Raw genomic sequence first — 26286 nt, forward strand, 5'->3', positions numbered from 1 at the left:
GCTGCCAACTTGTCCGTCTGGCAAGCTGGCAATGGTCCGGCGCAGCTGTTTGCCCCTGTTAGGCCGAGCAAGATGCTGAGCGCAATCCCATGATCATGTCCCTGTTCCGCAAGAACACTGCCACCGCACCAGTTTACGCCGTCTATAACGCTATTGTGGCGCAATCCCGGCAGCCGTTTTTCTACGCCGATTGGCAGGTGCCCGATACCGTCACCGGTCGTTTTGATATGATCAGCCTGCATCTGGCGCTGCTGTTCCGGCGCCTGCGCGCTGAAACCGGCGACCAGAAGGATTTCAGCCAGGCGGTGTTCGATCTGTTTTTCAAGGATATGGACCGCTCGCTGCGCGAAATGGGGGTTGGCGATCTCGCCGTCCCCAAGCGCATCCAGAAAATGGGCAATATCTTTTTTGGCCTGCTGGCCGCGATGAACGAAGCGATGGATCGCGGCGACGAGGCCGCTTTGCAAGCCGTGCTGTCGCGCAATATTCTCGATGGTGCCACCGGCGATCACGTCGCGGCGCTCGCCAGCTATCTGCTGGCTGAAGATCGGGCGCTTGCCGCCCAGCCTGCCGCTTCCATCACGGACGGCGCGCTCAATTTTGAGGTTGCCGCGTGAGCACTGAAGCCCCGCTATTCGACGCCGTCGTCCGCATCGACCGCCTGCCGGCTGGTGGCCGCGACCTGAAAGTCTCGCTCGATGAAGCGACCCGCGCCGAGTTGGCCATCGTCCTCAAGCTGAGCGCCATCGATTCGTTCGAGGCCAATCTCGTCGTGGTGCCGCTGCGTGGCGGTTTGCGCGCCCAGGGCCGGCTGGTTGCCGATATCGTGCAGCCTTCCGTGGTGACCTTCGAGCCGGTGGGCCAGCATGTTGATGAAGTCGTTGACCGCATCTTCCTGCCCGACGCCCAGGCGCCCAAGCCGGCGGCGGGGTCGGAAGTTTTCGTCGATCTTGAAGATGACGACTTTCCCGACCATATCGACGGTCATGAAGTCGATCTCGGCGCCTTGCTGATTGAAACGCTGGCACTGGCCATCGATCCCTATCCGCGCCGCGAGGGCGAAAGCCTCGACGCGCTCGACATAAATGCCGGCAACGGACCCTCCGGGCCCTTCGCCGCCCTTCAAAAGCTCAAGAAGTCCACCGATATTGACCGTTAGCGTCGGCGGGCGGGCTTGCACCGACTCCCCGATGGGATATGTTTGCCTGCCTCCTCGGGAGGCTCAGAACAGGCTGAAATGACCGATACAATAACGATATCAGTGGATGCCATGGGCGGCGACAATGCCCCTCGGGCAGTGATCCACGGAGCTTTTCTGGCCCTGCGCGAGCGCAAGAACACCCGCTTTATCTTTCACGGGCGGCAGGAGCAGATTACGCCGCTGCTCGATGAATTTCCCGATCTCAAGCCCGCTTCCGTCGTGCGCCATTGCGATCAGGTCATCGCCATGGACGAGAAGCCCAGCCAGGCCCTGCGCAAGGGCAAGGGCACCTCGTCGATGTGGATGGCGATCCAGTCGGTCAAGGATGGCGAGGCCGATGTGGCGATCTCCGGTGGCAATACCGGGGCGCTGATGGCCATGGCCACCTTCTGCCTGCGGCCGATGAAGGGCATTTCCCGCCCCGGCATCGCTGCCATCTGGCCCACCGTGCGCAGCGACATCGTCGTGCTCGACATGGGCGCCACCATCGGCGCCGACGCCCAGCAGCTGGTGGATTACGCCATTCTGGGCTCGGCCCTGGCGCGCTGCCTGTTCTACAACGAGTCGCCCACCGTCGGCCTGCTCAACGTCGGCACCGAAGAGGTCAAGGGCCTCGAATCGATCAAGGAAGCCGGCCGCATCCTCACCGAGGCCAGCGGCGCTGGTTTCAGCTATCAGGGCTTTGTCGAAGGCGACGATATCGGCAAGGGCACCGTCGATGTGGTGGTCACCGAAGGCTTTGTCGGCAATATCGCGCTGAAAACCGCCGAAGGCACCGCCCGCCAGGTCGCGACCTATCTGCGCACGGCGCTGAAATCCACCCTGATGAGCCGCATCGGCGCCTTGCTTGCCTCCTCGGCCCTCAATGCCCTGCGTCGCCGCATGGACCCGCGCACCGTCAATGGCGGCGTGTTCATGGGCCTCAACGGCATCGTCATCAAATCCCATGGCGGCACCGACGAGATCGGCTACAAAAGCGCCCTGAGCCTGTCCTATGAAATGGCCAATAGCCGCCTGATCGACAAGATCGGCGAGACCATGCAACGCTTCCCCATCAAGGCGGCCCCCGCCACTCCCGAAGCTGAACCTGAGGCAAAACCGGCGTGACCAAAACGCGTACCATCATCCGCGGTGTCGGCGGCTACCTGCCTGAAAAGGTGCTGACCAACGCCGAACTCGCCACCATGGTCGATACGTCCGACGAATGGATTCAGCAGCGCGTCGGCATCAAGCAGCGCCACATCGCCGCCGAGGGCCAATTCACCTCCGATCTGGCGGTGGAAGCCGCCAAGAAGGCCATGGCCGCCGCTGGCGTCACGCCCGACGATATCGATCTGATCATCGTCGCCACCACCACGCCCGACTACACCTTTCCATCAGCGGCGACGCTGGTGCAGATGAAGCTGGGCATGCATCACGGCATGGCCTTCGACATTCAGGCGGTGTGCTCGGGCTTCGTCTATGCCATCGCCACGGCCGACAGCTATATCAAGAATGGCCTGGGCACCCGCGCGCTGGTGATCGGCGCCGAAACCTTCTCGCGTCTGCTCGACTGGAATGACCGCACCACCTGCGTGCTGTTCGGCGACGGCGCCGGCGCCGTGGTGCTGGAAAAGATCGAACTGGCCGACGATGCGCCCGAACAGGGCGTGCTCGCCTCGGCGCTGCGTTCTGACGGCCATCACTGGGACAAGCTCTATGTCGATGGCGGCCCGTCCACCACCGGCACCACCGGCCATGTCCATATGCAGGGCAAGGAAGTGTTCCGCCACGCCGTTGGCAAGATCACCGACGTGGTCTATGCCGCGCTCGACCAGGCCGGCTACACCGTCGACGATCTCGACTGGTTCGTGCCGCATCAGGCCAATCGCCGCATTATCGACGGGGCAGGGGCCAAGCTTGGCCTGCCGCCCGAGAAGGTGGTGATCACCGTGCAGGAGCATGCCAACACCTCGGCCGCCTCGGTGCCGCTGGCGCTGAGCGTCGCCGTTGCCGATGGCCGCATCAAGCCGGGCGACCTGGTGATGCTCGAGGCCATGGGTGGCGGCTTTACCTGGGGTGCTTCCCTCATTCGCTGGTAAACCCGGCCCGGACCTGATTGACCTTAGCCGTTTCAAGGCGTTAGTGTCCTTCCGGGCGGAGGAACCCAGCGCAGAAATCGGGTCGCACGAGGGATTTGTGACGGTCCGGTAGCGCTGAGCGAAGGCTAGGATTCCCGCGGTATGGCCCGACCTTCATTATAAGGTCGTGCCGACAGCAAGTTTGATCGGGGGCGCGAACCAACGCGTCCCGGCGCGCGGGGATTTGCACCTTTCGACAACACGGGGGTACGAATGACGCAGAAGACGATTACGCGGGCCGATCTGGCCGAGGCAGTCTATGGCACGGTTGGCTTGTCGCGAACCGAGTCGGCCGAATTGGTCGAACGGGTGCTCGAACTCATCGGCGACGCCCTGATCACCGGGGCCAACGTTAAGCTATCCTCCTTCGGCTCGTTTCAGGTGCGCTCTAAAAATGAGCGGATCGGCCGCAATCCCAAGACCGGCGAGGAGGTTCCGATCCTTCCGCGGCAGGTTCTTGTGTTCAAGCCATCCAACGTGTTGAAGTCCAAGATTAACAAATCTATGGTGAGCGCTGGGAAATAAGCCATCCAGAGTGAGTCTCAGCCTCCGTGGATAAGTCTCCAGACGCCTTTCGCACGATATCAGAAGCCGCCGACGAGCTGGATTTGCCCCAGCACGTCCTGCGCTTTTGGGAGACGCGCTTTTCCACCATCAAGCCGCTGAAGCGCGGCGGCGGCCGGCGCTATTACCGGCCCGAAGATGTGATGCTGCTGCGCGGCATCCGCCATTTGCTCTATGATCAGGGCTTCACCATCAAGGGCGTGCAGCGCATCCTCAAGGATCAGGGCAGCCGCTATGTCATCGCCGTGGGCGAGGGCAAGCCGCTCGAAGACCTGCTGCCGATGATCGAACAGGCCGAGGCCGCCAGCGACGAGGCGGAAATCGAAGACGCCGTGATGCTCGCCAGCCCCGGCCTCGACCGCGAATCCCGCGATAAGCTCTCCGACGTGCTGCGCGAACTCCTCGAATGCAAACGCATCCTCGAACGCGCCCGCGAAACCTGAGGCCAGCCGCTAGCGGCCGCTTTGTTGGCTCAGCGCCAACTGCCAACGCAGCGCTAACCCCACCCCCGATGTCATCCCGGCCCTGAGCCGGGACCCATCCCGAGCGCTCTCCGCGCCCTCCATCGGCGTGTTTGACCCGACGCCACCCACCCGCAAAAACTATCGGCTCCTGCCCAGCCTCCCCCTTGCGGGGAGGGCCGGGGAGGGGGGGCTTGTGACCCCCACCCTCAATCCCTCCCCCTGGAGGGGGAGGGAGGCGCAAATTGCCATGTCGGCGTTCACCGTCTCCCTCCCACCGTCATTGCCCGGCTCGTCCGGGCAATCCAGCGGTGCTTCCGCGTGCGCGCCCCCCCGCCTAACCTCCTCACACAAAACGAATCCCCCACCCCTCAACCCCGCCCCCTGCATCGATTTCATCCCCATTTTCCACCGATATGGAATGAATATTCCGCGTTGACAATATAACGGAACTGGTGTTTCATTATGGTCAATAAATGACCGGACCAATGCAACAAGGTCCGGCGCTGCAGGGAGTGTCCAGCCTTGTTGCCCGAGCGTGTGAATCAGCAGCTGAAAGCGCCACGCGCACTGCTGGCCACCGGCTCCGGCCTGACCATTCTGGCTGCCGCTCACTGTCATATCGACCAGGGTTTCAGGAGCATGCCCCTGGGCCCAACAATTCCCGACAAGGGATAGATCCGGGACCAAATGGGTGCTGCCGGACACCCGCTCTGTGGAGGAGAAACGACATGAAAAAACTCGCACTCGCGTGCATGATAGCCACCGCGACCCTGGTGTCCGCGGTTATGCCGGCCCAGGCTGAAGGCGAGCGCTTTGTGCTCGTCAGCCACGCCCCCGATTCCGATAGCTGGTGGAACACCATCAAGAACGCCATCAATCTGGCCGGCGAGCAGATGGGCGTGACCGTCGAATATCGCAATCCGCCGACCGGCGACATTGCGGACATGGCCCGCATCATCGAGCAGGCCGCCGCCTCCTCACCCAATGGCATCATTTCCACCATCGCCGACTTCGACGCCCTCAAGGGCCCGCTGAGCGACGCCGTGGCGCGTGGCATTCCGGTGATCACCATCAATTCGGGCACCCTGGAACAGTCCAAGGAAATCGGCGCGCTGTTGCATGTCGGCCAGCCTGAATATGACGCTGGCTTCGGTGCGGGCGAAAAGGCCAAGGCCGCCGGCGTGACCAGCTTCGTCTGCGTCAACCACTACATCACCAACCCGGCCTCGGTTGAGCGCTGCCAGGGCTTTGCCGACGCACTCGGCATCGAGCTGGGCAACCAGATGATCGACTCCGGCATGGACCCCAGCGAAGTCCAGTCCAAGGTCGCCGCCTATCTGCAGACCAACCCGGACACCAATGGCATCCTGACCCTTGGCCCGAACTCGGCCCACCCGACCATTGCCGCCCTCGACCAGACCGGCAAGGCGGGCACCATCTTCTTCGCCACCTTCGATCTGTCGCCGGAAATCTCCACCGCCATCAAGGCCGGCACGATCAATTTCGCCATCGACCAGCAGCCCTTCCTGCAGGGCTACCTCCCTGTGGTGATCCTGACCAATCTGGCGCGCTATGGCGTGGTGCCTGGCAACTCGATCAATTCGGGCCCAGGCTTCATCACCAAGGACAATATCGCCCTGGTTGAGAAGTTCGCCGGCGAATACCGCTAACAGCCGCTGCTGGCCGGCCCCGCTTCACTCCGGGGCCGGCCACACTGCGCCCCGAAATCCAACGAGATCGTGACATGACCCAGCCGAGCGCCCCAACGCCCGCCGCGACAGACGAACGCCTCGCCCGCCAATCGGGGCTGCGCACCATGCTGATGCGGCCCGAACTCGGGGCCATGGCCGGCGCCATTCTGGTGTTCATCTATTTTGGCGTCGTCGCCGGCTCGACCGGCATGTTCGCCCCCGATGGCATCATGAACTGGGGCGTGGTTTCCGCCCAATTCGCCATCATCGCCGTCGGCGCGTGCCTGCTGATGATCGCCGGTGAATTCGACCTCTCGGTCGGCTCGATGATCGGCTTTGCCGGCATCGTCATCGCCGTGCTCAGCGTGCATCTCGGCTGGCCGATGTGGGCCGCCATCATCGCCGCTTTCATCGTCGCCATGCTGATCGGCGCCGCCAATGGCTATCTGGTGATCAAGACAGGCTTGCCCTCCTTCATCGTCACCCTGGCCTCGCTCTACATCCTGCGCGGCCTGACCATCTACACCGCCATTTCCACCACGCGGCAGACCATCATCGGTGGCGTGCGCGAAGCTGCAGCCGGCGATTGGCTGGCCCCGATTTTCGGCGGCAAGGTGTTTGGCTTCTTCTTTTACTGGCTCGCCGACATGGGTTGGATCGCCAAATTCACCGCCGGCAACCGCGCCGGCCAGCCCGTGGTGGACGGCATTCCGATGCTGATGATCTGGGCGCTGGCGCTGATCATTTTCGCCCATATCCTGCTCACCAAGACCCGTTTCGGCAACTGGATCTTCGCCTCGGGCGGCGATGCCCAGGCCGCGCGCTATGTCGGCGTGCCGGTCAATCGGGTGAAAATCCTGATGTTCATTTTTTCCGCCTTCTGCGCCACCGTGCTGGCCACCTCCCAGGTGATGGAATTCGGCTCCGCCGCCGCCGACCGTGGCCTGCTGAAAGAGTTCGAGGCCATCATCGCCGTGGTCATCGGCGGGGCTCTGCTCACCGGCGGCTATGGCTCGATCATCGGCGCGGCGCTAGGGGCATTGATCTTTGGCGTGGTGCAGCAGGGGCTGTTCTTCGCCGGCGTCGAAAGCTCGCTGTTCCGCGTCTTCCTCGGCATCATCCTGCTGCTGGCCGTGGTGCTGAACACCTATATCCGTCGCCTGATCACCGGGGAGCGCTAACATGAACACCCCCCTTATCGAACTGATCGACATCACCAAAAGCTTCGGCCCGGTCATCGCCCTCAATGGCGTCTCCGTCTCGGTCATGCCGGGTGAATGCCATTGCCTCCTGGGTGATAACGGCGCCGGCAAATCCACCTTCATCAAGACCATGGCCGGCGTCCACAAGCCCAGCTCCGGCCAGATCAAGGTGAACGGCCAGGATGTGAATTTCGCCAATCCCCGCGACGCCATGAGCGCCGGCATTGCCACCGTCTATCAGGATTTGGCGATGATCCCGCTGATGTCGGTGACGCGCAATTTCTGGATGGGCCGCGAGCCGCGCAAGGGCTGGGGGCCGTTCCAGTTCTTTGACGAAGAAACCGCCAGCCGCGTCACCATGGAAGAAATGCGCCGCATGGGCATCAGCCTGCGCGAGCCCAATCAGGCCGTGGGAACCCTGTCGGGCGGCGAACGCCAGACCGTGGCCATCGCCCGCGCCGTCTATTTCGGCGCCAAGGTGCTCATCCTCGACGAGCCCACCTCGGCGCTCGGCGTCCGCCAGACCGCCAATGTGCTGGCCACCATCGACCGGGTGCGCAAGACCGGCATCGGCATCGTCTTCATCACCCACAATGTGCGCCACGCGCTGGCTGTGGGCGACCGCTTCACCGTGCTCAATCGCGGCAAAACCCTGGGCACCGCCCTGCGCGGCGAAATCACCCCCGAGGCGCTGCAGGATATGATGGCCGGCGGCGCCGAAATGGCCGAACTCAGCTCGTCATTGGGCGGCACGGTCTGATAGCATCACACCAGATTTTTGGAGACTTTTGTAAATGACTCTTCGTTTCGGTCTGCTCGGCGCGGGCCGCATCGGCAAGGTGCATGCCAAGGCCATCACCGCCAACCCCAAGGCCCAGCTCGTCGCCGTGGCCGATGCTTTCCCCAAAGCCGCTGCCGACCTCTCCAGCCAGTATGGCTGCGAAGTGCGCAGCGTCGAACAAATCCTCGGCTCGGCCGACATCGACGCCGTGGTGATCTGCACCCCGACCGATACCCATGCCGATCTGATCGAGCAGTTCTCGCGCGCCGGCAAGGCCATCTTCTGCGAGAAGCCGATCGATCTCAGCGTCGACCGCGTCAAATCCTGCCTCAAGGTGGTGGACGCCGCAGCCGGCACGCTGATGGTCGGCTTCAACCGCCGTTTCGATCCCCATTTCATGGCCGTGCATGACGTCATCGCCAAGGGCGAGATCGGCACCGTGGAAATGGTCACCATCGTCTCGCGCGATCCCGGCGCGCCGCCGGTCGACTATATCAAGCGCTCAGGCGGCATTTTCCGCGACATGACCATCCATGATTTCGACATGGCCCGGTTCCTGCTCGGCGAAGAGATCGACACCGTCAGCGCCCAGGCCTCGGTGCTGGTCGACAAGGCCATCGGCGAAGCCGGTGATTACGACAGCGTCTCGGTGATGCTGTCCACCGCCTCGGGCAAGCACGCCACCATCTCCAATTCCCGCCGCGCCACCTATGGCTATGACCAACGCATCGAAGTCCACGGCTCCAAGGGCGCCGTCTCTGCCGAGAACCAGCGCCCGGTCTCCATCGAAGTCGCCAACGCCGCCGGCTACACCCGCCCGCCGCTGCACGACTTCTTCATGACCCGCTACACCGAAGCTTATGCCCGCGAAATCAGCAGCTTCATCGACGCCGTTGAATCAAAATCTCCGGCATCTCCCAGCGGCCTAGACGGCCTCATCGCTTTGGCTTTGGCCGACGCGGCGCTGAAATCCGTCAAAGAGGGCAGGGCAGTCAAGGTAAGCGAAATCACCGGCGCCCTGGCCGACAAAAGCGTGTTCCAGGGCCGCTAAGCCCACCTCACCCACGGTGTCATCTCCTAACACCGCACGTCACCCTCGGGCCTGACCCGAGGGTGTTTCAGTTGGCATGCGTTGGTCAGTGCAGAGCCCTCGGGTCAAGCCCGAGGGCGACGGTTTTTGGGGAGGGGAAATTGTGGTGAGGCAGGGCGCCCCTACTTCAACAACCACTCATGCTCCGCCGCATTGTGAAATTTCCACACCCGCTTCGGCCCGGCCATGACGTTGAGATAATACAGATCATAGCCCGCCGCCGTCACCACCGGATGGTAGCCGCGCGGCACCAGCGTCACATCGCCATCCTCGATCACCAGCGCCTCATCCAGACTCCGGTCATCGGTATAAACCCGCTGCATGGCAAAGCCCTGTGGCGGGTTGAGCCGGTGGAAATAGGTCTCCTCCAGCTGGCTTTCATGCGGGAGATTGTCCTGATCATGCTTATGCGGCGGATAGGACGAGGTGTTGCCCTGCGGCGTAATCACCTCCACCACCAGCAGCGAATGCGCCGCGCCATCATCCTCAGGCATGATATTGTAGACATGGCGCACATTGGCGCCCTTGCCGCGGCTGATGCGCGGATGCCGCCCCGGCGGGATCACCTGCGCCTTGTGTTCGCCACCGCCCGGCGCCGCACACACCGCCAGTTCCAGCGCCGTCGTCGCGTCGGCCGCCCACGAGCTGCCCTGCGGCACATAGACGGCATAGGGCGCGCCCTCGAACGGCGTCATCCGCTCGCCCAATTCGCCAAAATCCACCCCGTCCACCGCAATCCGCGCCTTGCCGCTGACCAGCACCAGGCACAGCTCATTGGCCCCGGCTTCGCCACCGGCCACTTCGCCTGCCGCTAGCTTATGCAGCGCAAAGCCGACATGGCCCCATCCGGCCGAAGCCGGAGTGACGTCATGAACGCGGCCCGTCGTCCCCTTCGGGCGGATTCGGAGGTTGGATTGGCTCATCGGACGGCGTCTCCTTGGGAAAGGCATAAAAGAAATTATACAGCGAATAGGCGAGGGCGGCCCCCACCAGCAGCGACCAGAAGCTGTCCTGGTTCCACAGCACTTCCCAGCCCAGCCAGATGATCAAAAACACCACCACAGCCACCCGCCGCCACAGCGGCCGGAACCAGTTCAAATCATTCTGCTTGAGCGCCATTCTTCTCGTTTTCTCCAACCACCGTGGGTGGGAGCAATAGCATAGTCTTTCCCAAGCCTCACCCCTTGGGAAAGCCCTCGGTCTCGACCGTGTAACCCGCCGCATTCATCACCCGCATCAGCTCTTTGTGCCCCACCTGCGCCATGCGCAGCGGCGGATTGGCCACCGGGTCCTGCTCGGCCTCGACCACGAACCAGCCTTCATAGCCATAATCGGCAAACTTCTGCACGATGGCGCCAAAATCCAGCGAGCCATCGCCCGGCACCGTGAACGCCCCCAGCGCCACCGCATCGAGAAACGACTGCCGGCTGCGATCCAGCCCGTTGATCACCTCCATCCGCACATCCTTGACATGCACATGGCTGATCCGCGCGTGGTGATGATCAATCGCCCGCAACACATCGCCGCCCGCAAACGCCAGATGCCCGGCATCCAGCAGCAGCGGAATCCCCGCCCCGGAATAGCGCATAAACGCATCCAGCTCCGGCTCGGTCTCCACCACCGCCGCCATGTGATGGTGATAGGCCAGGGGCATGCCCTGATCGGCACACCACTCGCCAAACTCAGTCAGCTTGCGCGCATAGGCCCGCATCTCGTCATCAGCCAGCTTCGGCTTCTGCGCCAACGGAATCTCGCGCTTGCCCTGAATCGAGCGGCCCACTTCGCCATAGACGATGCAGGGCGCATCAACCGCCTTGAACAGTTCGATCATCGGCTGGATGCGGTGCTGATTAACCGCCAGCTCCTCATCCACCAGCGTGCCCGAAAACCAGCCCCCGCACAGCGTCACATCCGCCGCCTTGAGAATGGGCAGCATCACCGCCGGATCATCGGGAAACCGCCGGCCCTTCTCCATGCCGGTAAACCCGGCCGAGCGCGACTGCCGCAGGCATTCCTCCAGCGACACATCATCGCTCAATTCCACCAGATCATCGTTCCACCACGCGATGGGCGACATGCCGAGTTTGGCTTTCAATTTTGGCTCCACCAAAAAATAGGTTCTGCGCTCTCAGTCGACACCCTCCCCTCAAGGGGGAGGGGCTCAGACGGTCACCCCGCCCGCTGCCCCTTCAGCGCCTTCACATACGCCTCGCGCGCCGCATTCACCTGCGGCCGGTCGCTCACTTCCGGCACCGCCACATCCCACCAGGCCCCACCTTCATCGGTGGTCACCAGCGGATCGGTGTCGATCACAATCACCACCGTCCGGTCGACGCTTTCAGTCTCCTGCAACGCGGTTTCCAGCTCGGCAATCGACCCGACCTTGCGCGACACCGCCCCCATCGAGGCGGCATGCGCAGCAAAATCGATTCCCGGCAGAGTGACATGGTGGCTGTCCTTCAACAGATTGTTGAAGTTAGCCCCGCCGGTCGCCATCTGCAGCCGGTTGATGCAGCCATAGCCGGCATTATCCAGCAGCACGATGGTCAGCTTGGCCCCCAGCATGATCGAACTGGCGATTTCCGAGTTCAGCATCATGTAGCTGCCGTCGCCCACCATCACCACGACATCGGCGTCGGGCCGCGCCAGCTTGACGCCCAGCCCGCCGGCAATCTCATAGCCCATGGTCGAAAAACCATATTCGAGGTGATAGCTGCCCGGTCTGTCGGCCTTCCACAATTTGTGCAATTCGCCCGGCAGACCGCCGGCGGCGCAAACCAAAGTCGCGTGCTCCCGCGCCCGCTGCACCGCCCCTATTACCTGTGCGTCGGACGGCAATTCGGCATTGGTCGAGGCCGTGGCCCGGTCAGCGGCAATCAGCCACTCGTCCTTGCCCGCCTTGGCCTGCTCGGTCCATTCCGGGTCGGCCTGCCAGCCGGTGAGGGCGGCATTGAGCGCTTCCAGCCCCGCGCGCGCATCAGCCACCAGCGGCAGCGCCCGGTGCTTATGCGCATCGAAAACCTGCACATTGAGCCCGACGATTTTCAGATCGTCATTCTTGAACAGCGCCCACGAGCCGGTGGTGAAATCCTGCAGCCGCGTGCCGACCGCCAGCACCACATCGGCCTCTTCGGCCAGAGTGTTGGACGCTGACGTACCGGTAACCCCAACCGAACCCATATTGAGCGGATGGTCATGCGGCAGGCTAGATTTGCCGGCCTGGGTTTCCAGCACCGGCACGCCATGGCGCTCGGCAAAGCTGCGCAAAGTGTCCGTCGCCTCGGAATACAGCACGCCGCCACCGGCAATGATCACCGGCTTTTTCGCCCGGATCAGCGCCGCCGCGGCATTGGCGAATTCGTCGGCATCGGGCATCACCCGGCGGATATGCCAGATCTTCTCGGCAAAGAAGCTCTCCGGGTAGTCATAGGCTTCCGCCTGCACGTCCTGACAGAGGCTCAGCGTCACCGGCCCGCATTCGGCCGGGTCGGTGAGCACCTGCATGGCGCGGCGCAGCGCCGGCATGATCTGCTCGGGGCGGGTGATGCGGTCAAAATAGCGGCTGACCGGCTTGAAACAGTCATTGGCCGAAATCGTGCCATCGCCAAAATCTTCCACCTGCTGCAACACCGGGTCGGGCAGGCGGTTGGCAAAAACATCGCCGGGCAGCAGCAGCACTGGCAGCCGGTTCACATGCGCCAGCGCCGCAGCGGTCACCATATTCAGCGCACCCGGCCCGATGGAGCTGGTGCAGGCCATGAAACGGCGGCGGAAACTGGCCTTGGCAAAGGCAATCGCCGCATTGGCCATGCCCTGCTCATTCTGCGCCCGATAGGTCGGCAGCGTATCCTTGACGCCATACAGCGCCTCGCCCACGCCGGCGACATTGCCATGCCCAAAAATGGCAAACACCCCGCCAAAGATCGGCACCGTCTCGCCGTCGATCACGGTCTTCTGCATGGTCATGAACCGCGCCACGGCCTGCGCCATCGTCAATCGGATCGTGTTCTGGCTCATTTTTTGGCCTCTCCTGGTCTACCGCCCCGGTGCCTCCCTCCCCCTTGAGGGGAGGGAATGAGGGAGGGGGCGGTTGGCTTTGTCCACTTACGTCGACCCCCACCCCGACCCTCCCTCAAGGGGGAGGGGGCGCAGGAGCCCTAATTTACAGCGCGCGGAACCGAACCATCGGCTCCATCGTCCCCTCGCCCCTCAGGGGAGAGGGCTAGGGCGAGGGGTGCGATGCTGGAGCATCACGCCCGGTGCCGCGTCGCACCCCTCGTCGTCATCACCGCTTCATCCCAAACCACGATGTCATCCCGGCCTTGAGCCGGGACCCATCCTGAGATCGGGGGATGGGCCCCGGCTCAAGGCCGGGGTGACACCGCGCGCCTGGCGGGCATCTTGCCTAAGCCGCCCCCAGCCGTTCCCACACACCCACCAGCGCCCCAAACTTGCCCGCCATCTCATCGACAGCCTGTTCGTCACTGATGCTACCAGCCAACCAGCTCTTTGCCGATTCAGCAAAAATCGTACGGCCCACGGCAAATCCCTTGACGCTGCGCGAGCCACGGGCAGCGGCAAAACCAGCCTCGAGCACCACCTGCGATGCCTCTAGCCCCAGCAGCACCACGCCCCGGCAATAGGGGTCACGCGCCTCGATCACCGCATCAATGCCGGCCCACGCCGCGCCGCTAGCCTGCGGCTCCAGCTTCCACCAATCCGGCTTGATATTCTCGTCGTAAATCTGCCCCAGCGCCCGCGCCACGGTGTCGTCACCCAGCACGCCATGCTTGCTGGCAATGATCTCGATCAGCAGGTCACGCCCCACCTTGCGGGCGGCGTCATAGGCGACGCGCAGCTTCTCAATCTGCACCTCCCGCAACTCGGCCGGATCGTCGGGATGATAGAAGCACAACACCTTGATGCAGTGGTCCACCGGCCAGTCGATCAGCCGCGAGCCCAGATCCTGCGAAAACTCAAACTGCAGCGGGCGCGACCCCGGCAGCTCGATCGGCTTGGCAATCCAGAAATTGCCCTGCGCGCCGGCGTCATACAACGCGTCCCGGCCATATTTGTCATCGAGCAACATGCCGAAGCCGTCGCGGCCATTGGCCACCCTGGCTGCCGCCCGCACCGCCAGCGCCTTGAACGCCGGAATCCGCCCCAGCAGGGCCGCATCGCCATTGGCCAAATCTTCGAGCTGGCTGCGATGGTCGATGGCCAGCGCCATCAGGCTGGGAATTTCGCGCCGGCGATTGGTTGCCCAGTGAATATGGTTGAGTTCCGGGTCCTTGCGCAGCGCCCGCTCGCTGCTGCCCTTGTCGAGAAAATGGTTCAGCTCGATCCAGCTCGGATATTCCGGTGCGCAGAGCAGGCGGCTCACCGCGAAGGCGCCGCAGGCATTGGCCCAGGTCGCGCTGGTGGCATGCGGCTCATCCCGCAGCCAACCGCGCAGAAAGCCGCTCATGAAGGCGTCGCCGGCCCCCAGCACGTTATACACCTCGATGGGAAAGCCCTTGCCGACAATGCCGTCTTCGAGATTATCGGGGATGGCGCCGTCATAGACGATGCAGCCCATAGGCCCGCGCTTCAGGACGATCGTGCCGGAGGACAGGCTACGGATCGCCCTGAGCGCGGTTAGCAGGTCGGCAGCGCCGGAAGCGATCAGGATCTCTTCCTCGGTGCCGACGATCAGGTCGCAGTCGGCCAGCACCGACTGATAGGTTTTTGAAACTGTGTCCGACGCCACATAGCGCTCGAACCCGGCATCATGCCCGGCCAGCCCCCACAGATTGGGGCGGTAATCGATATCGAACACCACCCGGCCGCCATGCGCCTTGGCCAGCCGGATGGCCTTCTTCTGCGCTGCTTCGCTATTGGGGCGCGAAAAATGCGTGCCGGTGACGACGATGGCGTGGCTCGACGCGATCAGTGTTTCATCGATATCGTCCTCCGAAAGCGCCATGTCGGCGCAATCGGTGCGATAGAAAATCATCGGCGACACGCCCTCGGCCTCGACCGACAGCAACACCAGCGCCGTCAACCGATCGGGGTCGGTCGCCACGCCCACCGTCTCGACCCCCTCGCGGATCAATTGCTCGCGGATGAACCGCCCCATCTGCTCATGGCCGACGCGGGTGATCAGCGCCGATTTCAGTCCCAGCCGAGCGGTGCCGACGGCGATATTGGTGGGGCAACCGCCAACCGATTTGGCAAAGCTGCCGACATCCTCAAGTCGGGTTCCGATCTGCTGGCCATAGAGATCCACCGAGGCGCGGCCGATGGTGATGACGTCGAGTTTTTTGGTCCCGTCATCGGGGTGCGCGTTGCTCACGGCAATCCTCCCATGTGGCCTATGGCCGGTCTGCAATCATGCAGCAAACTGCAAGAAAACTGTCAGCATGCTGACAGCGAACTGCCGGCATGCTGGCAGATTTCCTCCAGCATGCTGGAGATTGTTATGAAACATGGGTTCCGGCAATTCGTCAATATGGAACATTCATTCCACAGGCGGAATTTCCGGTTTGTGGCTCAGCCGCGTCGGCGCTTTTCGGCGATGGAGACGGTGAGGGCCATGGCAAAGGCCATGCTGGCCGACAATGAGCGGAATCCGGCGTGATCGGCCTCGACCACCTCGAACCATTCCTTGGAGCACTCGGCCAGTGGCGAAAACGCCGAATCGGTGAGCGACACCACAGGGATACCGCGCGAGGCCAGCATCCGCGCCTGCGCCGCGCTTTCCGAGGCATAGGGCGAAAAACTGACGGCAAACGCGGCGTCGGCGGGCGTCGCCATGGCCAGCAGATCGTCGTCAATGCCGGCCGAGGTGCCCACCAACTGGCACTTCACCCGCAGCTTGCCAAAGGCATAGGCCATATAGCTGCTGATCGGGTAGGAGCGGCGCTTGGCGATCAGATAGATGGTTTCGGCATTGGCCAGCAGCGTCACCGCCCGCTCGAAGGCTTCCGGCTCGACCGCCGAGGTCAGCGTATCGATCGAACGATGCGCCGCCGTGGTGAAGCCATTGAAAATAGTAGTGCTTTCGGCCAGCGCCGCGCCATTCTGCTCCAGCGCCCGCAGCCGGTCTTCATAGGATGAGGTGCGCTCGCGCAGCCGGGCGCGGAACAGCAATTGCAGCCCAGAAAAGCCGTCAAAGCCGAAATGCTGGGCGAATCGCACCAGCGTCGAGGGCTGCACATCGGCCGAAATGGCGATGCTGGCCGCGGTGCCGAAGGCGATTTCGTCGGGATGATCCAGCGCATAGGCCGCCACCTGGGTCAGCCGCTTGGGCAGCTCGCTTTTCCGTTCCAGAATAGCGGCGCGCAGGGCGTCGAAATCCTGCGGCGGCGTCTCGTTGGCACTGGCGTCTGGCATGGCTCGATCTCGCTTTTGCCCCATAATCTGCAATCTTGCCCGTCAATCAAGTGTTATTAGAAAGTCCATTCCGAAATTAGAATGAATGGACTATTCATTTCGCAGACAGGAGTGAACGGAATGAAAGCAACAATCGGCGTCGGCCTCATCGGCACCGGCTACATGGGCAAATGCCACGCTTTAGCCTGGACTGGCGTCAAAGCGGTGTTTGGCGAGGGGCCACGCCCAGCCCTTATACACTTGGCCGAGGTGAGCGGGGATATCGCCCGGCAGAAGGCCGATGAGTTCGGCTTTGCCAAGGCCACTGGCGATTGGCGCGAGCTGATCGCCGATCCTGAAGTGGATGTGGTTTCGGTAACGACCCCCAACGCCTTCCACGCCGAAATGGCAATTGCCGCGCTCGAAGCGGGCAAGCATGTCTGGTGCGAAAAGCCCATGGCGGTGGCGCTGGCCGATGCCGAGCGCATGGCGGCGTCGGCCAAGGCCTCGGGCAAAACCGCCGTGCTGGGCTATAATTACATCCAGAACCCGCTGATCCGGCAGATCGGCGCCATTCTGGCCGATGGCACCATCGGCGACGTGAACCATGTCCGCCTGGAAATGGACGAGGATTTCATGGCCGACCCGGCGGCGCTGTTTTACTGGAAGAGCGAAGCCAGCTCCGGCTATGGCGCGCTGGACGATTTCGGCGTGCATCCGCTCAGCCTGTTGCAGGTGCTGTTCGGCCCGGTGACCAAGGTCTTCGCCCATCTGTCCAAGCCCTATGCCGACCGCCCTACCAAGGACGGTGGTCGCCGGGCCGTCGAAACCTTCGATATTGCCAGCGTATTGTTCGAGCTGGGGGCGGGGATAAGTGGCGTCATGGCGCTGGATCGCTCGGCCTGGGGCCGCAAGGGCCGCATCGCGCTGCAGATTTTCGGCAGCAAAGGCACCATCACTTATGATCAGGAGCGCATGAACGAACTGCAGCTCTATGTAACCAGCGACAAGCCGACCGAGCAGGGTTTTCGTTCCATTCTGGCCGCCCCGCAGCACAAACCCTATGATCGTTTCATTCCCGCCCCCGGCCACGGCCTGGGCTTCAACGACCTAAAAATCATCGAATGCCACGAGCTATTGCGGGCGATTGGCGGCGAAAACGCCCGGGTGATCGACTTCACCACCGGTCTAGGAATCGAACGCGCTGTGCATGCGATGGCGCAGAGCCATCGGGAGGGGCGCTGGGTGACGGTGTAGCGACACCCAAAAGGATCATCCCCGCCGTGGCGGGGATGATCCTTTTGGGTGTCAGGCGGCGCGCAGGCTCGGTCGCTTGTTCGACTCGATCCAGAACAGGAAGATCGAGGCGCCAATGATCAGCAGGGTGCCCGGCCAGAACAGCACGCCGGGTACCTGGCCCAGGAAAATCCAGCCTAGCAGCCCGCCCAGCGCCACCTTGAGGTCGCCGAACGGCTGCAGATAGGTCGCGTCGGCCGCCTTGTAGGCGATGCTCAGCAGGTACTGGGCCGCCGCGGTCAGCGCGCCGAGCAGCAACAGCAGCCACAGCGCTGTGCCGCCGGGCACCGCGAAGGGAAAGCCGGTGACCAGGCCTGCCGGCATGATCGTTGGAGCCAGCCAGCCCATGGCATTGACGGCCAGCAGGATGAGCAGGTGGTTCGGCGTCATCAGCACCAGCAGCGAGATGGTCAGGGTTTCCGGCGATTCCTCGCGGGCGAGATATTTGGTCAGCACGTCCGTGGTGGCCCACAGCGCCGCTGCCACTATCGGCACCAGCGTGGTCAGGCTCAGGCCTTCTGCGCCAACACCGGAAATGATGATGGCGCCGACAAAGCCCACCAGCGCGGCGGCGAGCCGGGCGGTGGTGGCGCGCTCACCCAGAAACAGCGTCGAGCCGAGAATGATGAAGAGCGGGCCGGTGGACAGCAGGGTCACCATTTGCCAGATCGGCACGCCGGAGGCGAAGCCATAGACGAAAACATGCACGCCAAGCGCCGAGGCGAAGGCGCGAATTTCATGGGCAAGCGGGCGCTTGGTGCGCAGATTGCCGATGCCGATACGCAGGATCAGCGGCAGGGCCAGCACCGAGGCGATGACATATTGCCAGAAGGCCATGCCGGTCGAGCTCATGCCGAAACCGCCATATTCGGCCGGAGTCGGCAGTACCGATTGCAGCACGTTGGAGCCCGCAAAGGCGATGGCCGCGGTGACCATCAGGATTGCGCCCGTCGTGGCGCCATTGTGGGAAGCAGAGGAAACTTGGCTCATTGATCGTCCTTTCCGTAACCAGTTTCCTCAGGGTTACGGGAAGTCTCGTCGGCAACCGGCCGCACGTGGAATCGTGCAGACGCGGACAAGCCAGCGTTGGTCCCGTTCTCTTTCATCCGGACTATACCGTCGGCTCCGGAATTACACCGGATCTGCTGACCTTCGCTTGTGCGAAGCGCTCGCGGGCTTGGCGTTGTCGCCTTTACCGCCGGTGGGGAATCGCACCCCGCCCTGAGAACATTGCGAAACTCTCGTTTCACGATGCTGAACATAGGGCAGGGCGGCGAGGCCGACAAGTAAGCACAATGGTGTAACTGTGTTTGGGTTTATCGAACGGTCGCCTTGGATTGGGCGTAGCGGCAGGGCTGGTTGCGGCAAAGGCTGCCGGCCCTATAATTGCCGGGCTCTGGGCCGACAGTGGCAGCGAGCAAGACGGAGATATTGCGATGGCCGACGAAACCTTGGGTGCAGTGATGGCCGAACTGGCCGCGCTGGAAAATCCCAAATTTCGCGTCGTCAATGAATTGCGCGGCGACGATCATGGCGTGAACCTCACCCAGTTGCGGGCTGTCGCCAAGCGCCTCAAAATCCAGCACGAGCTAGGATTGCAGCTCTGGGCAACCGGCGATACCGCCGCCCGGCTGCTGGCCACTCTGGTGTGCCGGCCAAAAGCCCTGTCCGCTGATGAACTCGACACCATGATCCGCGACATCCACGCGCCAAAACTGCTCGATTGGCTCATCACCCATCTGGTCAAGCCCGGGCCGCATGCCGAAGCATTGCGGCTGCGCTGGAAGGATGAGGATGAACTGGTCGGCCGCGCCGGCTGGAGCCTCACCACCGACCGGGTGATCAAATCCCCGGAGGGCCTCGATCTGGACGGCCTGCTCGATCAGATCGAGCGGGAGATGGCGCAGGCGCCGGAGCCGAAACAATGGTCGATGAACCACTGCCTCGCCGAAATCGGCATCCGCAACCCGGCCTTGCGCCAGCGCGCGATTGCCATTGGCGAGAAGCTGAAGGTGCTGATCGATTTCCCGGCCTCGCCGGGCTGCACCTCGCCCTATGCGCCGGCCTGGATTGCCGAGATGGTGCGGCGGCGGGAGTTGGCGGGGATGTGAAGGATAGGGCCGAGTGCCGGGCTCCACCCCCTCCTAGCCTCCCCCATCAAGGGGGAGGTATCTCTCCACTCCGTTGCACGATCCAGTCACAACCACGGAACGGCACCTCCCCCTTGATGGGGGAGGTTGGGAGGTGTGGGGCAACGTGCTTCGGCCCCTCATGCCCTAGCCGTGATCCAGCCAAGCCACCTGTTCCGGCGTCAGCTTGATCTCGAACGCCTTGAGGCTGTCGTCCAGCTCGCCCAGGGTACGCGGCCCGATCAGCGGCACGGACGGGAAGGGCTGGGCCAGCACGAAGGCCAGCGCCACGTGGATCGGGCTGTGGCCCAATTGCTTCGCCAGTTCGATGGCGCGGTCACGCCGGGCGAAGTTCTTGTCGTTATACCAGCAACGCACCAGTTCCTCATTGTCGGTCTTGTCGCGACCCGCGCGGTCGGTGAAGAAACCGCGGCCCTGGCTCGACCAGGAGAAGTTGGTGACCTGACGGTCCTTGAACCAGGCCTTCCAGTCATCGGTGGACGCGCTGACGCAGCCATCCCAGATCGGCACCAGCATTTCCGACAGTGCGAAGTTGTTGCTGAGCGCCATTGGCTTGGTCTTGCCGGTGCGCTCGGCATAGGCGGTGGCCTCGTCGAAGCGCTCCTTCGTCCAGTTGGAACCGCCGAACGGCCCGCGAATGCGGCCCGCCTTCACCTCGGCATCCATGGCATCGACGAATTCGCCGACCGGAACATCGAGATTGTCGCGGTGCATGAAATAGACGTCGACATAGTCGGTCTGCAGGCGATCGAGCGACTGGGTCAGCTGCTTGGCGATGACGTCGGGATAGCAGAGCGGGCTATGCGCGCCCTTGCCGATCAGCACCGCGCCCTCGCGGGTGCCGCGATTGCGGTGCCACTCGCCGAACAGGGTTTCGGTGTAGCCGGCGCCATAGACGAAGGCGGTGTCAAAGATATTGCCGCCCTTTTCCCAGAACGCGTCGAGCAGGATGGCGCCCGAGGCAAAGCTGCGGAAATCCTCAAAGCCCAGCGCCACGGCCGAGGCTGGCTTGCCGAGGCCCGGAATCGAGCGCTTGGGAATGATGCCGCTATTGGGGCCGAGCTTGCGGTTATCGAGGGTATTGACCCGGTTGGCGGCTTTTTCGACCGAATATTCGATGCCGGCATCCTTGCGCCAGGCGTCGAGCACGCGGGCATTGCCCAGGCTGTCGGCCCAGCTCATGCCCGGCGCGGCGAATTCCTGGCGCTTGGCAAAAATGGCTTCGGCAGCGGCGTCGACTTCGAAGGAATAGACGTGACGGCTCTCGTTGACGCTGATCGTCTCTGTCTTGCCGCCCTTGATGATGTCGATACGGCCCAGGCCCTGGGTGCGGTCACCGCCGGCGAACCAGAAATCGGGCACTTCGATGCGCCCATCGGCGCCGTGAATGCGCAGCACATTGTCGAGATTGGCCATCACCGCGCAGGAGACCTGCGCCACGATGCCGTTCTCGAAGGTGAGAATGGCGGCGGCCCAGTCATCCGTGCCTTCGGCATTGAGCTTGGCCGTGCCGCGGATTTTCACCGGATCGGCAAACGGCTTGCCCATCGCCTGACCGGCGATGAAACGGGCCATCGACACCGGATAGCCGCCGACATCGAGAATGCCGCCGCCGGCCAGCGCCGAGGCGAACAGGCGATGCTGCGGCTGAAATGTCCCCATCGAAAAGCCAAAGCTCGACTGGATCATGCGGATTTCGCCGATGACGCCCGAGCGGATCAGTTCGGCCAGCTTGGCGGCCTGCGGATGCAGGCGATACATGAAGGCTTCGCCGGCAAAAGTGCCGGCCTTGCGGTGGGCATGCAGCACCGCGTCGATCTCGAAGGCCGAGAGGGCGAAGGGCTTTTCCACCAGCACATGCTTGCCCGCTTCGGCCGCCTTGATCGCCCATTCGGCGTGGCCGGTATGGGGTACGGCGATATAGACTGCGTCGATCTCGGAATCGGTCAGCAGCGCCTCATAGCCATGCACGATTTTCGCGCCGGGGAAGTCGGTCGTCAGATTGGGCTTGCCGGGGTTGCGGGTGGCGACGGCGGCCAGCACGCCATGCTTGGAACCGGCGACGCCCCCCTGAAACGCCTTGGCAATGCTGCCGGGCCCGATAATACCCCAGCGGATTTTTTGATCGGTCATAGTCTTGGTCCTTGCATATCCGCTGTTATGGGCGGGCGATTTTGATCGGGGAGGGCGCGGCGGGCGCCGCAGGCAAAACAGTCATGACTAGCGTAGCCGCAGGCCCGCGCTGTCGAACAGGAAGGCGCGTTCGGGGCTGATCGAGACGGTCAGGCGCTCGCTGCCGATTTCGTGGCGCGAGTCTTCGCGCTCGATCACCAGCTGTTCGCCGCCGGAATTGGCATAGACATAGCTGGTCGAGCCCAGATGCTCGGCCACGTCGACATCGAGGGTGATGTCGGCCGCGCCGGCTCCCGCTTCGCCGAAATGCTCGGCGCGCACGCCAAGCGTGACCTTGTCCCCGACACTGCCCGCCGCGATGGGCAGGGTGATCCGAATCGTCTTGTGGTTGAGCAGGGCGATGGTGGTGTTGTCCGCCGTCTTTTCGACGATCTCGGCGGCGAGGAAATTCATCTGAGGCGAGCCGATAAAGCCGGCGACGAACTGGTTGGCCGGATCGTCATAAAGGTCGAGCGGCCGGCCGACCTGCTCGATCAACCCATCGCGCAGCACCACGATGGTGTTGGCCAGCGTCATCGCCTCCACCTGGTCATGCGTCACATAGATGATGGTGGTCTGCAGCTCCTTGTGCAGCCGGGCGATTTCGATGCGCATATGCACGCGCAATTCGGCATCGAGATTGCTCAGCAGCTCATCGAACAGGAACACCTGCGGATTGCGGACAATGGCTCGGCCGATGGCGACGCGCTGCCGCTGGCCGCCCGAGAGTTCCTTGGGCAGGCGATCGAGCAGCGGCTCCAGCGCCAGAATGTGCGCAGCCTCCTGCACCTGCTTGGCGATCTGGTCCTTGGCGACGCCGGCAAAGCGCAGCGCAAACCCCATATTTTCGCGCACCGTCATATGCGGGTAGAGCGCATAGGTCTGGAACACCATGGCGATGCCGCGTTTGGACGGCTCCACCTCGTTCATACGCTCGCCGCCGATCTGCAACTCGCCGGCGGTGATGTGTTCTAACCCGGCGATCATCCGCAGCAGGGTGGACTTCCCGCACCCCGACGGGCCGACAAACACCACGAACTCCTTGGCGGCGATGTCGAGATCGACGCCCTTGATGACTTCGACGCTCCCGTAGGACTTGCGCACGCCTCTCAGCTTCAAGCTGCTCATGCTGAATGCACCTTATTTGACCGCGCCCAGCATGCCTTCGACGAAGCGGCGCTGGAGCAGGAAGAAAATGATGAGGGTGGGCAGGGTGGCCAGCACCGTGGCGAACAGGGTCATGCCGTAATCGGGCACATAGGCCGAGGTCATCGACGAAATGATCAGGGTGATCGTCTTGTTATCGGCGGTCTGCAGCACGATCAGCGGCCAAAGGTAATTGTTCCAGTTGGCCATGAAGACGATGATGGTGGCCGCCGCATAGGTGGGGCGCATCACCGGCAGGTAGATGAACAAAAATATCTGCCATTCCTTGAGCCCATCGACCCGGGCGGCGTCCCGCAATTCGGGCGGGAAGGCTTTGGTGGCCTGGCGGAAATAGAAGATGATGAAGATCGAGGCGACGCTGGGCAGAATGACCGCCGTATAGGTGTTGACCAGCTTGGCCTGCGAAAACATCACGAACAGCGGCACCATCAGCGCGGCAAACGGGATCGAAAGCAGCAGCAACAGCAAGGCGAAGATGCGTTCGCGCATCCGCGAGCGGAACATTTCAAAACCATAGCCAGCCAGCGAGGAAACGATCAGCGTCAGCGCGGTGGCGACAATGGCGATGAAGGCGGAGTTGAAGAAAATGCGCGGGGCATCGACCATGGTGAAAAAGGTCGTGGCGTTGTTGAACAGCTCGGAGCCGAAATCGGATTTTCCCTTGACGATATCGGCGGATTTGTTGGTCGCGCCGACAATCATCCAGAAGAACGGGAACACCGAGATGAAGGCCGCCAGTGACAGCAGCAGATAAAGCAGCCCGCGGCGGAGCAGGGCGAACGGGTTGGCCGGCATTCGCCAGCCCGTCCGGGCGACAGTGGTGGCGGTGGTCATCGGGGTGTCGGTCATGACGATTTCCGATCGCGGGCGATGAGGAACTGCGCAAAGCTGAGGATGGCGACCACAACCACGATCACCCACGAAACCGTTGCCGCATAGCCGAAGCTGGGCATGAATTTGAAGGTGAGATTGTAGATGTAGAGCGACAGGGTCAGCGTTGAATCCGAGGGGCCCCCGGTACCGGCGGTGAAGTTGTAAACCTCGTCGAACAGCTGCAGCGTGCCGATGGTGGAGATGACGGTGGTGAACAGAATCATCGGCTTGAGCATCGGGATGGTGAGATAGCGGAACCGGGCCCAGGCGGGCACGCCATCGATGCGGGCGGCCTCATAGATCGAGCGGTCGATATTCTGCAACGCCGCCAGATAGAAAATCATGTTGTAGCCAGTCCAGCGCCAGGTGATGGCGATGATGACGGTAACCTTGGCCCAGAACGGATCGCCGAACCAGGCAATCGGCGCGCCGACGATATGCAGCGCCATCAGGGTCTGGTTGATCACGCCGTCCGTGGCGAACATCGACTTGAACAGGGTGGAATAGGCAATCAGCGAGGTCACGCAGGGCAGGAAAATCGCGGTGCGGAACAACCCGCGAAACCGCAATGTGCTGTCGTTCAGGGCCACTGCGAACAGCAGCGCCAGCACGATCATGATCGGCACCTGCACGATGAAAAAGGTGAAGGTGTTGCCCAGCGCGCGCAGGAACACCGCATCCTTGGTCAGCCGCAGGATATTGGTGAAGCCACCAAAGCTAAAATTCATGCCCTTGCCGACTTGGAAGCTCATCCAGAGCGACCAGACAATGGGATAGATCATGAACAGGCCGAGCAGCACCAGGGCAGGGGCGATGAACAGCCACCCGTGGACCTCTCCGCGACGGTCGAGACGCGTTTGTGACAAGTGTTGCCCTCCCATGGTGCAGCACGTCGAAATGGACAGTCAGGCTTGGGGCAGCGGGTGAGCCCGCCGCCCCTGTCGCAGACTACTGGATCTGCTGTTCCGACTGTTCGTTGATCGCCTGCAGCGCCACGTCGAGGTCGCCGCCCTTGATGATCTCAGGGAGCTGCGCCTGGATGGCGGAGCGCACTTCGGCCGTGTAAACGCCATAGTCGACGCTCGGGATTTGGCTCAGCCAGGTCGAGAAGTCCTGCCAGACGGGAGCGCCGCCGAAGAAGTCGTCATTGGCCTTGTAGGCGTCACCTTCGCGCGCTGCCAGCAGCGAGCCGACGGCACCCTGATTGACCAGGATCTTCTGGTAGAACTCGACGTCTTCGGCCCAGATGGTCTTGAGGAAGTCGATGGCTTCGGCCTTGTTGTCCGACGACGACAGGACATACCAGCTCGAGCCGCCCAGATTGGAGGCGTTGACCGAGCCTTCGATGTCGAGGCGCGGCGTCGAGGCAACGGCCCACAGCCCCGCCTGATCGGCATTGGCCTTGATGGTGCCGGTGATCCAGACGCCGACGGGAACCGAGGCGACTTCGCCCGAGGTGAAGGCGCCGGTATATTCGGCCCAGCCCGACACGGGCTTCACCAGATCGGCGGCATAGAACTTGGCAAACGTCTCCAGCGCCTTCCGCAGGGGTGCGTTGTCGACGATGTTGAGGCTGCCATCCTCGTTGAAATACCAGGTGCCGGCCGACTGCATCATCATCTGGATGAGGCCGGGATCGCTCAGGTCAAAGTCGAGCAGCTTGTGCCCGGTCTTGGCCATGACGTCGGTGCCGATCTCGATCAGCCGGTCCCAGGTAATGTCCTTGAGATCGTCGGCGCTATAGCCCGCCTGGGTGAAATAGTCGGAGCGGTAGAAATAGCCGGTCACGCCGGAGTCGAAGGGTAGCGAGTAGGACTTGCCGTCATAGGTGGCGGCGGCGACCTTGTAGGGCGCGAAAACCGACATATCGATGCTGTCGGAGAGCGGCTCGAAGGCGCCGGGGAAGGATTGCAGATATTTCTGCGCCACGTCGTCCTGGATCAGCACGATATCGGGCAGGCCATCGGTGCTGCCGGCCAGCAACTGCGTCTGCAGCTTGGCGCGGATATCGTCCTGGCTGGCCGAGTCATCGATGTTAGAGCTGGCTCGGGGAATCTGAACACGGGGATGAGTGGATTTTCTGCCTGACGGCGGCCAATATGGCCGCGAACAGGAGAGATCATGACGAGACGACCCCGCCGCAACCACACCCCGGCGTTCAA

Annotated in this window: 24 protein-coding genes and 1 riboswitch; of the genes, 12 read left to right on the forward strand and 12 right to left on the reverse strand. The window is 62.8% G+C overall.

Annotated elements, in window-relative coordinates; translation table 11 throughout:
* Positions 1-89: 89 nt before the first annotated feature.
* From ACX3OZ_RS14055 to iolG, 10 genes are all read left to right on the forward strand, one after another.
* Positions 90-617 (forward strand): ubiquinol-cytochrome C chaperone family protein, encoded by a 528-nt coding sequence (locus ACX3OZ_RS14055; protein ID WP_459096754.1) that lies wholly within the window; start codon positions 90-92, stop codon positions 615-617.
* The gene (locus ACX3OZ_RS14060; RefSeq protein WP_459104716.1) at positions 614-1159 is read left to right on the forward strand and encodes a YceD family protein; all 546 of its coding nucleotides are present in this window, start codon (positions 614-616) and stop codon (positions 1157-1159) included. The genes ACX3OZ_RS14055 and ACX3OZ_RS14060 overlap by 4 nt, the downstream gene beginning before the upstream one ends.
* 78 nt (positions 1160-1237) lie before the next feature.
* Complete coding sequence (gene plsX / locus ACX3OZ_RS14065; protein ID WP_459104717.1) at positions 1238-2308, forward strand: phosphate acyltransferase PlsX; 1071 nt, start codon at positions 1238-1240, stop codon at positions 2306-2308.
* Complete coding sequence (locus ACX3OZ_RS14070; protein WP_459096751.1) at positions 2305-3282, forward strand: beta-ketoacyl-ACP synthase III; 978 nt, start codon at positions 2305-2307, stop codon at positions 3280-3282. Before plsX ends, ACX3OZ_RS14070 begins: the two co-directional genes overlap by 4 nt.
* 252 nt (positions 3283-3534) lie before the next feature.
* Positions 3535-3846 (forward strand): integration host factor subunit alpha, encoded by a 312-nt coding sequence (locus tag ACX3OZ_RS14075; protein ID WP_459096750.1) that lies wholly within the window; start codon positions 3535-3537, stop codon positions 3844-3846.
* 26 nt (positions 3847-3872) lie between these two features.
* Complete coding sequence (locus tag ACX3OZ_RS14080; protein ID WP_459096749.1) at positions 3873-4328, forward strand: MerR family transcriptional regulator; 456 nt, start codon at positions 3873-3875, stop codon at positions 4326-4328.
* 749 nt (positions 4329-5077) lie between these two features.
* Positions 5078-6019, forward strand: a complete 942-nt coding sequence (locus tag ACX3OZ_RS14085) for a sugar ABC transporter substrate-binding protein (RefSeq protein WP_459096748.1) — start codon at positions 5078-5080, stop codon at positions 6017-6019.
* A gap of 74 nt (positions 6020-6093) precedes the next feature.
* Positions 6094-7221 (forward strand): ABC transporter permease, encoded by a 1128-nt coding sequence (locus ACX3OZ_RS14090; RefSeq protein ID WP_459096747.1) that lies wholly within the window; start codon positions 6094-6096, stop codon positions 7219-7221.
* 1 nt (position 7222) lies between these two features.
* Entirely contained in the window at positions 7223-8002 is a 780-nt protein-coding gene (locus ACX3OZ_RS14095) for an ATP-binding cassette domain-containing protein (protein ID WP_459104718.1), read from the forward strand.
* A gap of 34 nt (positions 8003-8036) precedes the next feature.
* On the forward strand, positions 8037-9074 hold the full coding sequence (gene iolG / locus ACX3OZ_RS14100) for an inositol 2-dehydrogenase (protein ID WP_459104719.1): 1038 nt from the start codon (positions 8037-8039) through the stop codon (positions 9072-9074).
* A 161-nt stretch (positions 9075-9235) separates the two neighbouring features.
* On the opposite strand, the gene iolB is transcribed toward iolG, so the two are convergent.
* From iolB to ACX3OZ_RS14130, 6 genes are all read right to left on the reverse strand, one after another.
* Complete coding sequence (gene iolB, locus ACX3OZ_RS14105) at positions 9236-10036, reverse strand: 5-deoxy-glucuronate isomerase (RefSeq protein WP_459104720.1); 801 nt, start codon at positions 10034-10036, stop codon at positions 9236-9238.
* Positions 9981-10232 carry a hypothetical protein gene (locus ACX3OZ_RS14110; RefSeq protein ID WP_459097642.1) on the reverse strand — a complete coding sequence of 84 codons (252 nt, stop codon included), beginning with the start codon at positions 10230-10232 and terminating at the stop codon, positions 9981-9983. The genes iolB and ACX3OZ_RS14110 overlap by 56 nt, the downstream gene beginning before the upstream one ends.
* Before the next feature lie 58 nt (positions 10233-10290).
* Entirely contained in the window at positions 10291-11208 is a 918-nt protein-coding gene (iolE, locus tag ACX3OZ_RS14115) for a myo-inosose-2 dehydratase (protein WP_459104721.1), read from the reverse strand.
* A 74-nt stretch (positions 11209-11282) separates the two neighbouring features.
* Entirely contained in the window at positions 11283-13130 is a 1848-nt protein-coding gene (gene iolD / locus ACX3OZ_RS14120; protein WP_459104722.1) for a 3D-(3,5/4)-trihydroxycyclohexane-1,2-dione acylhydrolase (decyclizing), read from the reverse strand.
* 388 nt (positions 13131-13518) lie between these two features.
* Entirely contained in the window at positions 13519-15447 is a 1929-nt protein-coding gene (locus tag ACX3OZ_RS14125; protein WP_459104723.1) for a bifunctional 5-dehydro-2-deoxygluconokinase/5-dehydro-2-deoxyphosphogluconate aldolase, read from the reverse strand.
* 197 nt (positions 15448-15644) lie between these two features.
* Positions 15645-16487, reverse strand: a complete 843-nt coding sequence (locus ACX3OZ_RS14130) for a MurR/RpiR family transcriptional regulator (RefSeq protein ID WP_459097646.1) — start codon at positions 16485-16487, stop codon at positions 15645-15647.
* 120 nt (positions 16488-16607) lie between these two features.
* Between ACX3OZ_RS14130 and ACX3OZ_RS14135 the strand changes: the two genes are divergently transcribed.
* Positions 16608-17723: a Gfo/Idh/MocA family protein gene (locus ACX3OZ_RS14135; protein ID WP_459097647.1), complete on the forward strand. Its 1116-nt coding sequence runs from the start codon at positions 16608-16610 to the stop codon at positions 17721-17723.
* Between the two features lie 51 nt (positions 17724-17774).
* On the opposite strand, the gene ACX3OZ_RS14140 is transcribed toward ACX3OZ_RS14135, so the two are convergent.
* Positions 17775-18752: a DMT family transporter gene (locus ACX3OZ_RS14140; protein WP_459104724.1), complete on the reverse strand. Its 978-nt coding sequence runs from the start codon at positions 18750-18752 to the stop codon at positions 17775-17777.
* A 100-nt stretch (positions 18753-18852) separates the two neighbouring features.
* Positions 18853-18995, reverse strand: a riboswitch (FMN riboswitch).
* Positions 18996-19198: 203 nt separating this feature from the next.
* Here ACX3OZ_RS14140 and ACX3OZ_RS14145 point away from each other — a divergent pair.
* Positions 19199-19873 (forward strand): DNA alkylation repair protein, encoded by a 675-nt coding sequence (locus ACX3OZ_RS14145; protein WP_459097649.1) that lies wholly within the window; start codon positions 19199-19201, stop codon positions 19871-19873.
* 165 nt (positions 19874-20038) lie between these two features.
* On the opposite strand, the gene ACX3OZ_RS14150 is transcribed toward ACX3OZ_RS14145, so the two are convergent.
* The 5 genes from ACX3OZ_RS14150 to ACX3OZ_RS14170 form a co-directional block, all read right to left on the reverse strand.
* A complete protein-coding gene (locus tag ACX3OZ_RS14150) occupies positions 20039-22045 on the reverse strand; it encodes an aldo/keto reductase (RefSeq protein ID WP_459097650.1) in 2007 nt (668 codons plus the stop codon).
* Positions 22046-22132: 87 nt separating this feature from the next.
* Complete coding sequence (locus ACX3OZ_RS14155) at positions 22133-23212, reverse strand: ABC transporter ATP-binding protein (RefSeq protein WP_459104725.1); 1080 nt, start codon at positions 23210-23212, stop codon at positions 22133-22135.
* Positions 23213-23224: 12 nt separating this feature from the next.
* Positions 23225-24046 carry a carbohydrate ABC transporter permease gene (locus ACX3OZ_RS14160; RefSeq protein WP_459097737.1) on the reverse strand — a complete coding sequence of 274 codons (822 nt, stop codon included), beginning with the start codon at positions 24044-24046 and terminating at the stop codon, positions 23225-23227.
* A 50-nt stretch (positions 24047-24096) separates the two neighbouring features.
* Positions 24097-24990 (reverse strand): carbohydrate ABC transporter permease, encoded by an 894-nt coding sequence (locus ACX3OZ_RS14165; protein WP_459104726.1) that lies wholly within the window; start codon positions 24988-24990, stop codon positions 24097-24099.
* An 82-nt stretch (positions 24991-25072) separates the two neighbouring features.
* Positions 25073-26286, reverse strand: a 1214-nt coding sequence (locus ACX3OZ_RS14170) for an ABC transporter substrate-binding protein (protein ID WP_459104727.1), incomplete at its 5' end; no start/stop codon positions are given.

The organism is Devosia sp. A369 (assembly GCF_054489345.1).

Excerpts from the sequence above, each read along its gene's own strand:
- iolG (WP_459104719.1), top strand. The coding sequence starts at position 8,037 with ATGACTCTTCGTTTCGGTCTGCTCGGCGCGGGCCGCATCGGCAAGGTG.
- ACX3OZ_RS14135 (WP_459097647.1), top strand. The coding sequence starts at position 16,608 with ATGAAAGCAACAATCGGCGTCGGCCTCATCGGCACCGGCTACATGGGC.
- plsX (WP_459104717.1), top strand. The coding sequence starts at position 1,238 with ATGACCGATACAATAACGATATCAGTGGATGCCATGGGCGGCGACAAT.
- ACX3OZ_RS14085 (WP_459096748.1), top strand. The coding sequence starts at position 5,078 with ATGAAAAAACTCGCACTCGCGTGCATGATAGCCACCGCGACCCTGGTG.
- ACX3OZ_RS14145 (WP_459097649.1), top strand. The coding sequence starts at position 19,199 with ATGGCCGACGAAACCTTGGGTGCAGTGATGGCCGAACTGGCCGCGCTG.
- ACX3OZ_RS14155 (WP_459104725.1), bottom strand. The coding sequence starts at position 23,212 with ATGAGCAGCTTGAAGCTGAGAGGCGTGCGCAAGTCCTACGGGAGCGTC.
- iolB (WP_459104720.1), bottom strand. The coding sequence starts at position 10,036 with ATGAGCCAATCCAACCTCCGAATCCGCCCGAAGGGGACGACGGGCCGC.
- ACX3OZ_RS14110 (WP_459097642.1), bottom strand. The coding sequence starts at position 10,232 with ATGGCGCTCAAGCAGAATGATTTGAACTGGTTCCGGCCGCTGTGGCGG.
- ACX3OZ_RS14055 (WP_459096754.1), top strand. The coding sequence starts at position 90 with ATGATCATGTCCCTGTTCCGCAAGAACACTGCCACCGCACCAGTTTAC.
- ACX3OZ_RS14140 (WP_459104724.1), bottom strand. The coding sequence starts at position 18,752 with ATGAGCCAAGTTTCCTCTGCTTCCCACAATGGCGCCACGACGGGCGCA.
- ACX3OZ_RS14160 (WP_459097737.1), bottom strand. The coding sequence starts at position 24,046 with ATGCCGGCCAACCCGTTCGCCCTGCTCCGCCGCGGGCTGCTTTATCTG.
- ACX3OZ_RS14130 (WP_459097646.1), bottom strand. The coding sequence starts at position 16,487 with ATGCCAGACGCCAGTGCCAACGAGACGCCGCCGCAGGATTTCGACGCC.
- ACX3OZ_RS14075 (WP_459096750.1), top strand. The coding sequence starts at position 3,535 with ATGACGCAGAAGACGATTACGCGGGCCGATCTGGCCGAGGCAGTCTAT.
- ACX3OZ_RS14150 (WP_459097650.1), bottom strand. The coding sequence starts at position 22,045 with ATGACCGATCAAAAAATCCGCTGGGGTATTATCGGGCCCGGCAGCATT.
- ACX3OZ_RS14090 (WP_459096747.1), top strand. The coding sequence starts at position 6,094 with ATGACCCAGCCGAGCGCCCCAACGCCCGCCGCGACAGACGAACGCCTC.
- ACX3OZ_RS14095 (WP_459104718.1), top strand. The coding sequence starts at position 7,223 with ATGAACACCCCCCTTATCGAACTGATCGACATCACCAAAAGCTTCGGC.
- iolD (WP_459104722.1), bottom strand. The coding sequence starts at position 13,130 with ATGAGCCAGAACACGATCCGATTGACGATGGCGCAGGCCGTGGCGCGG.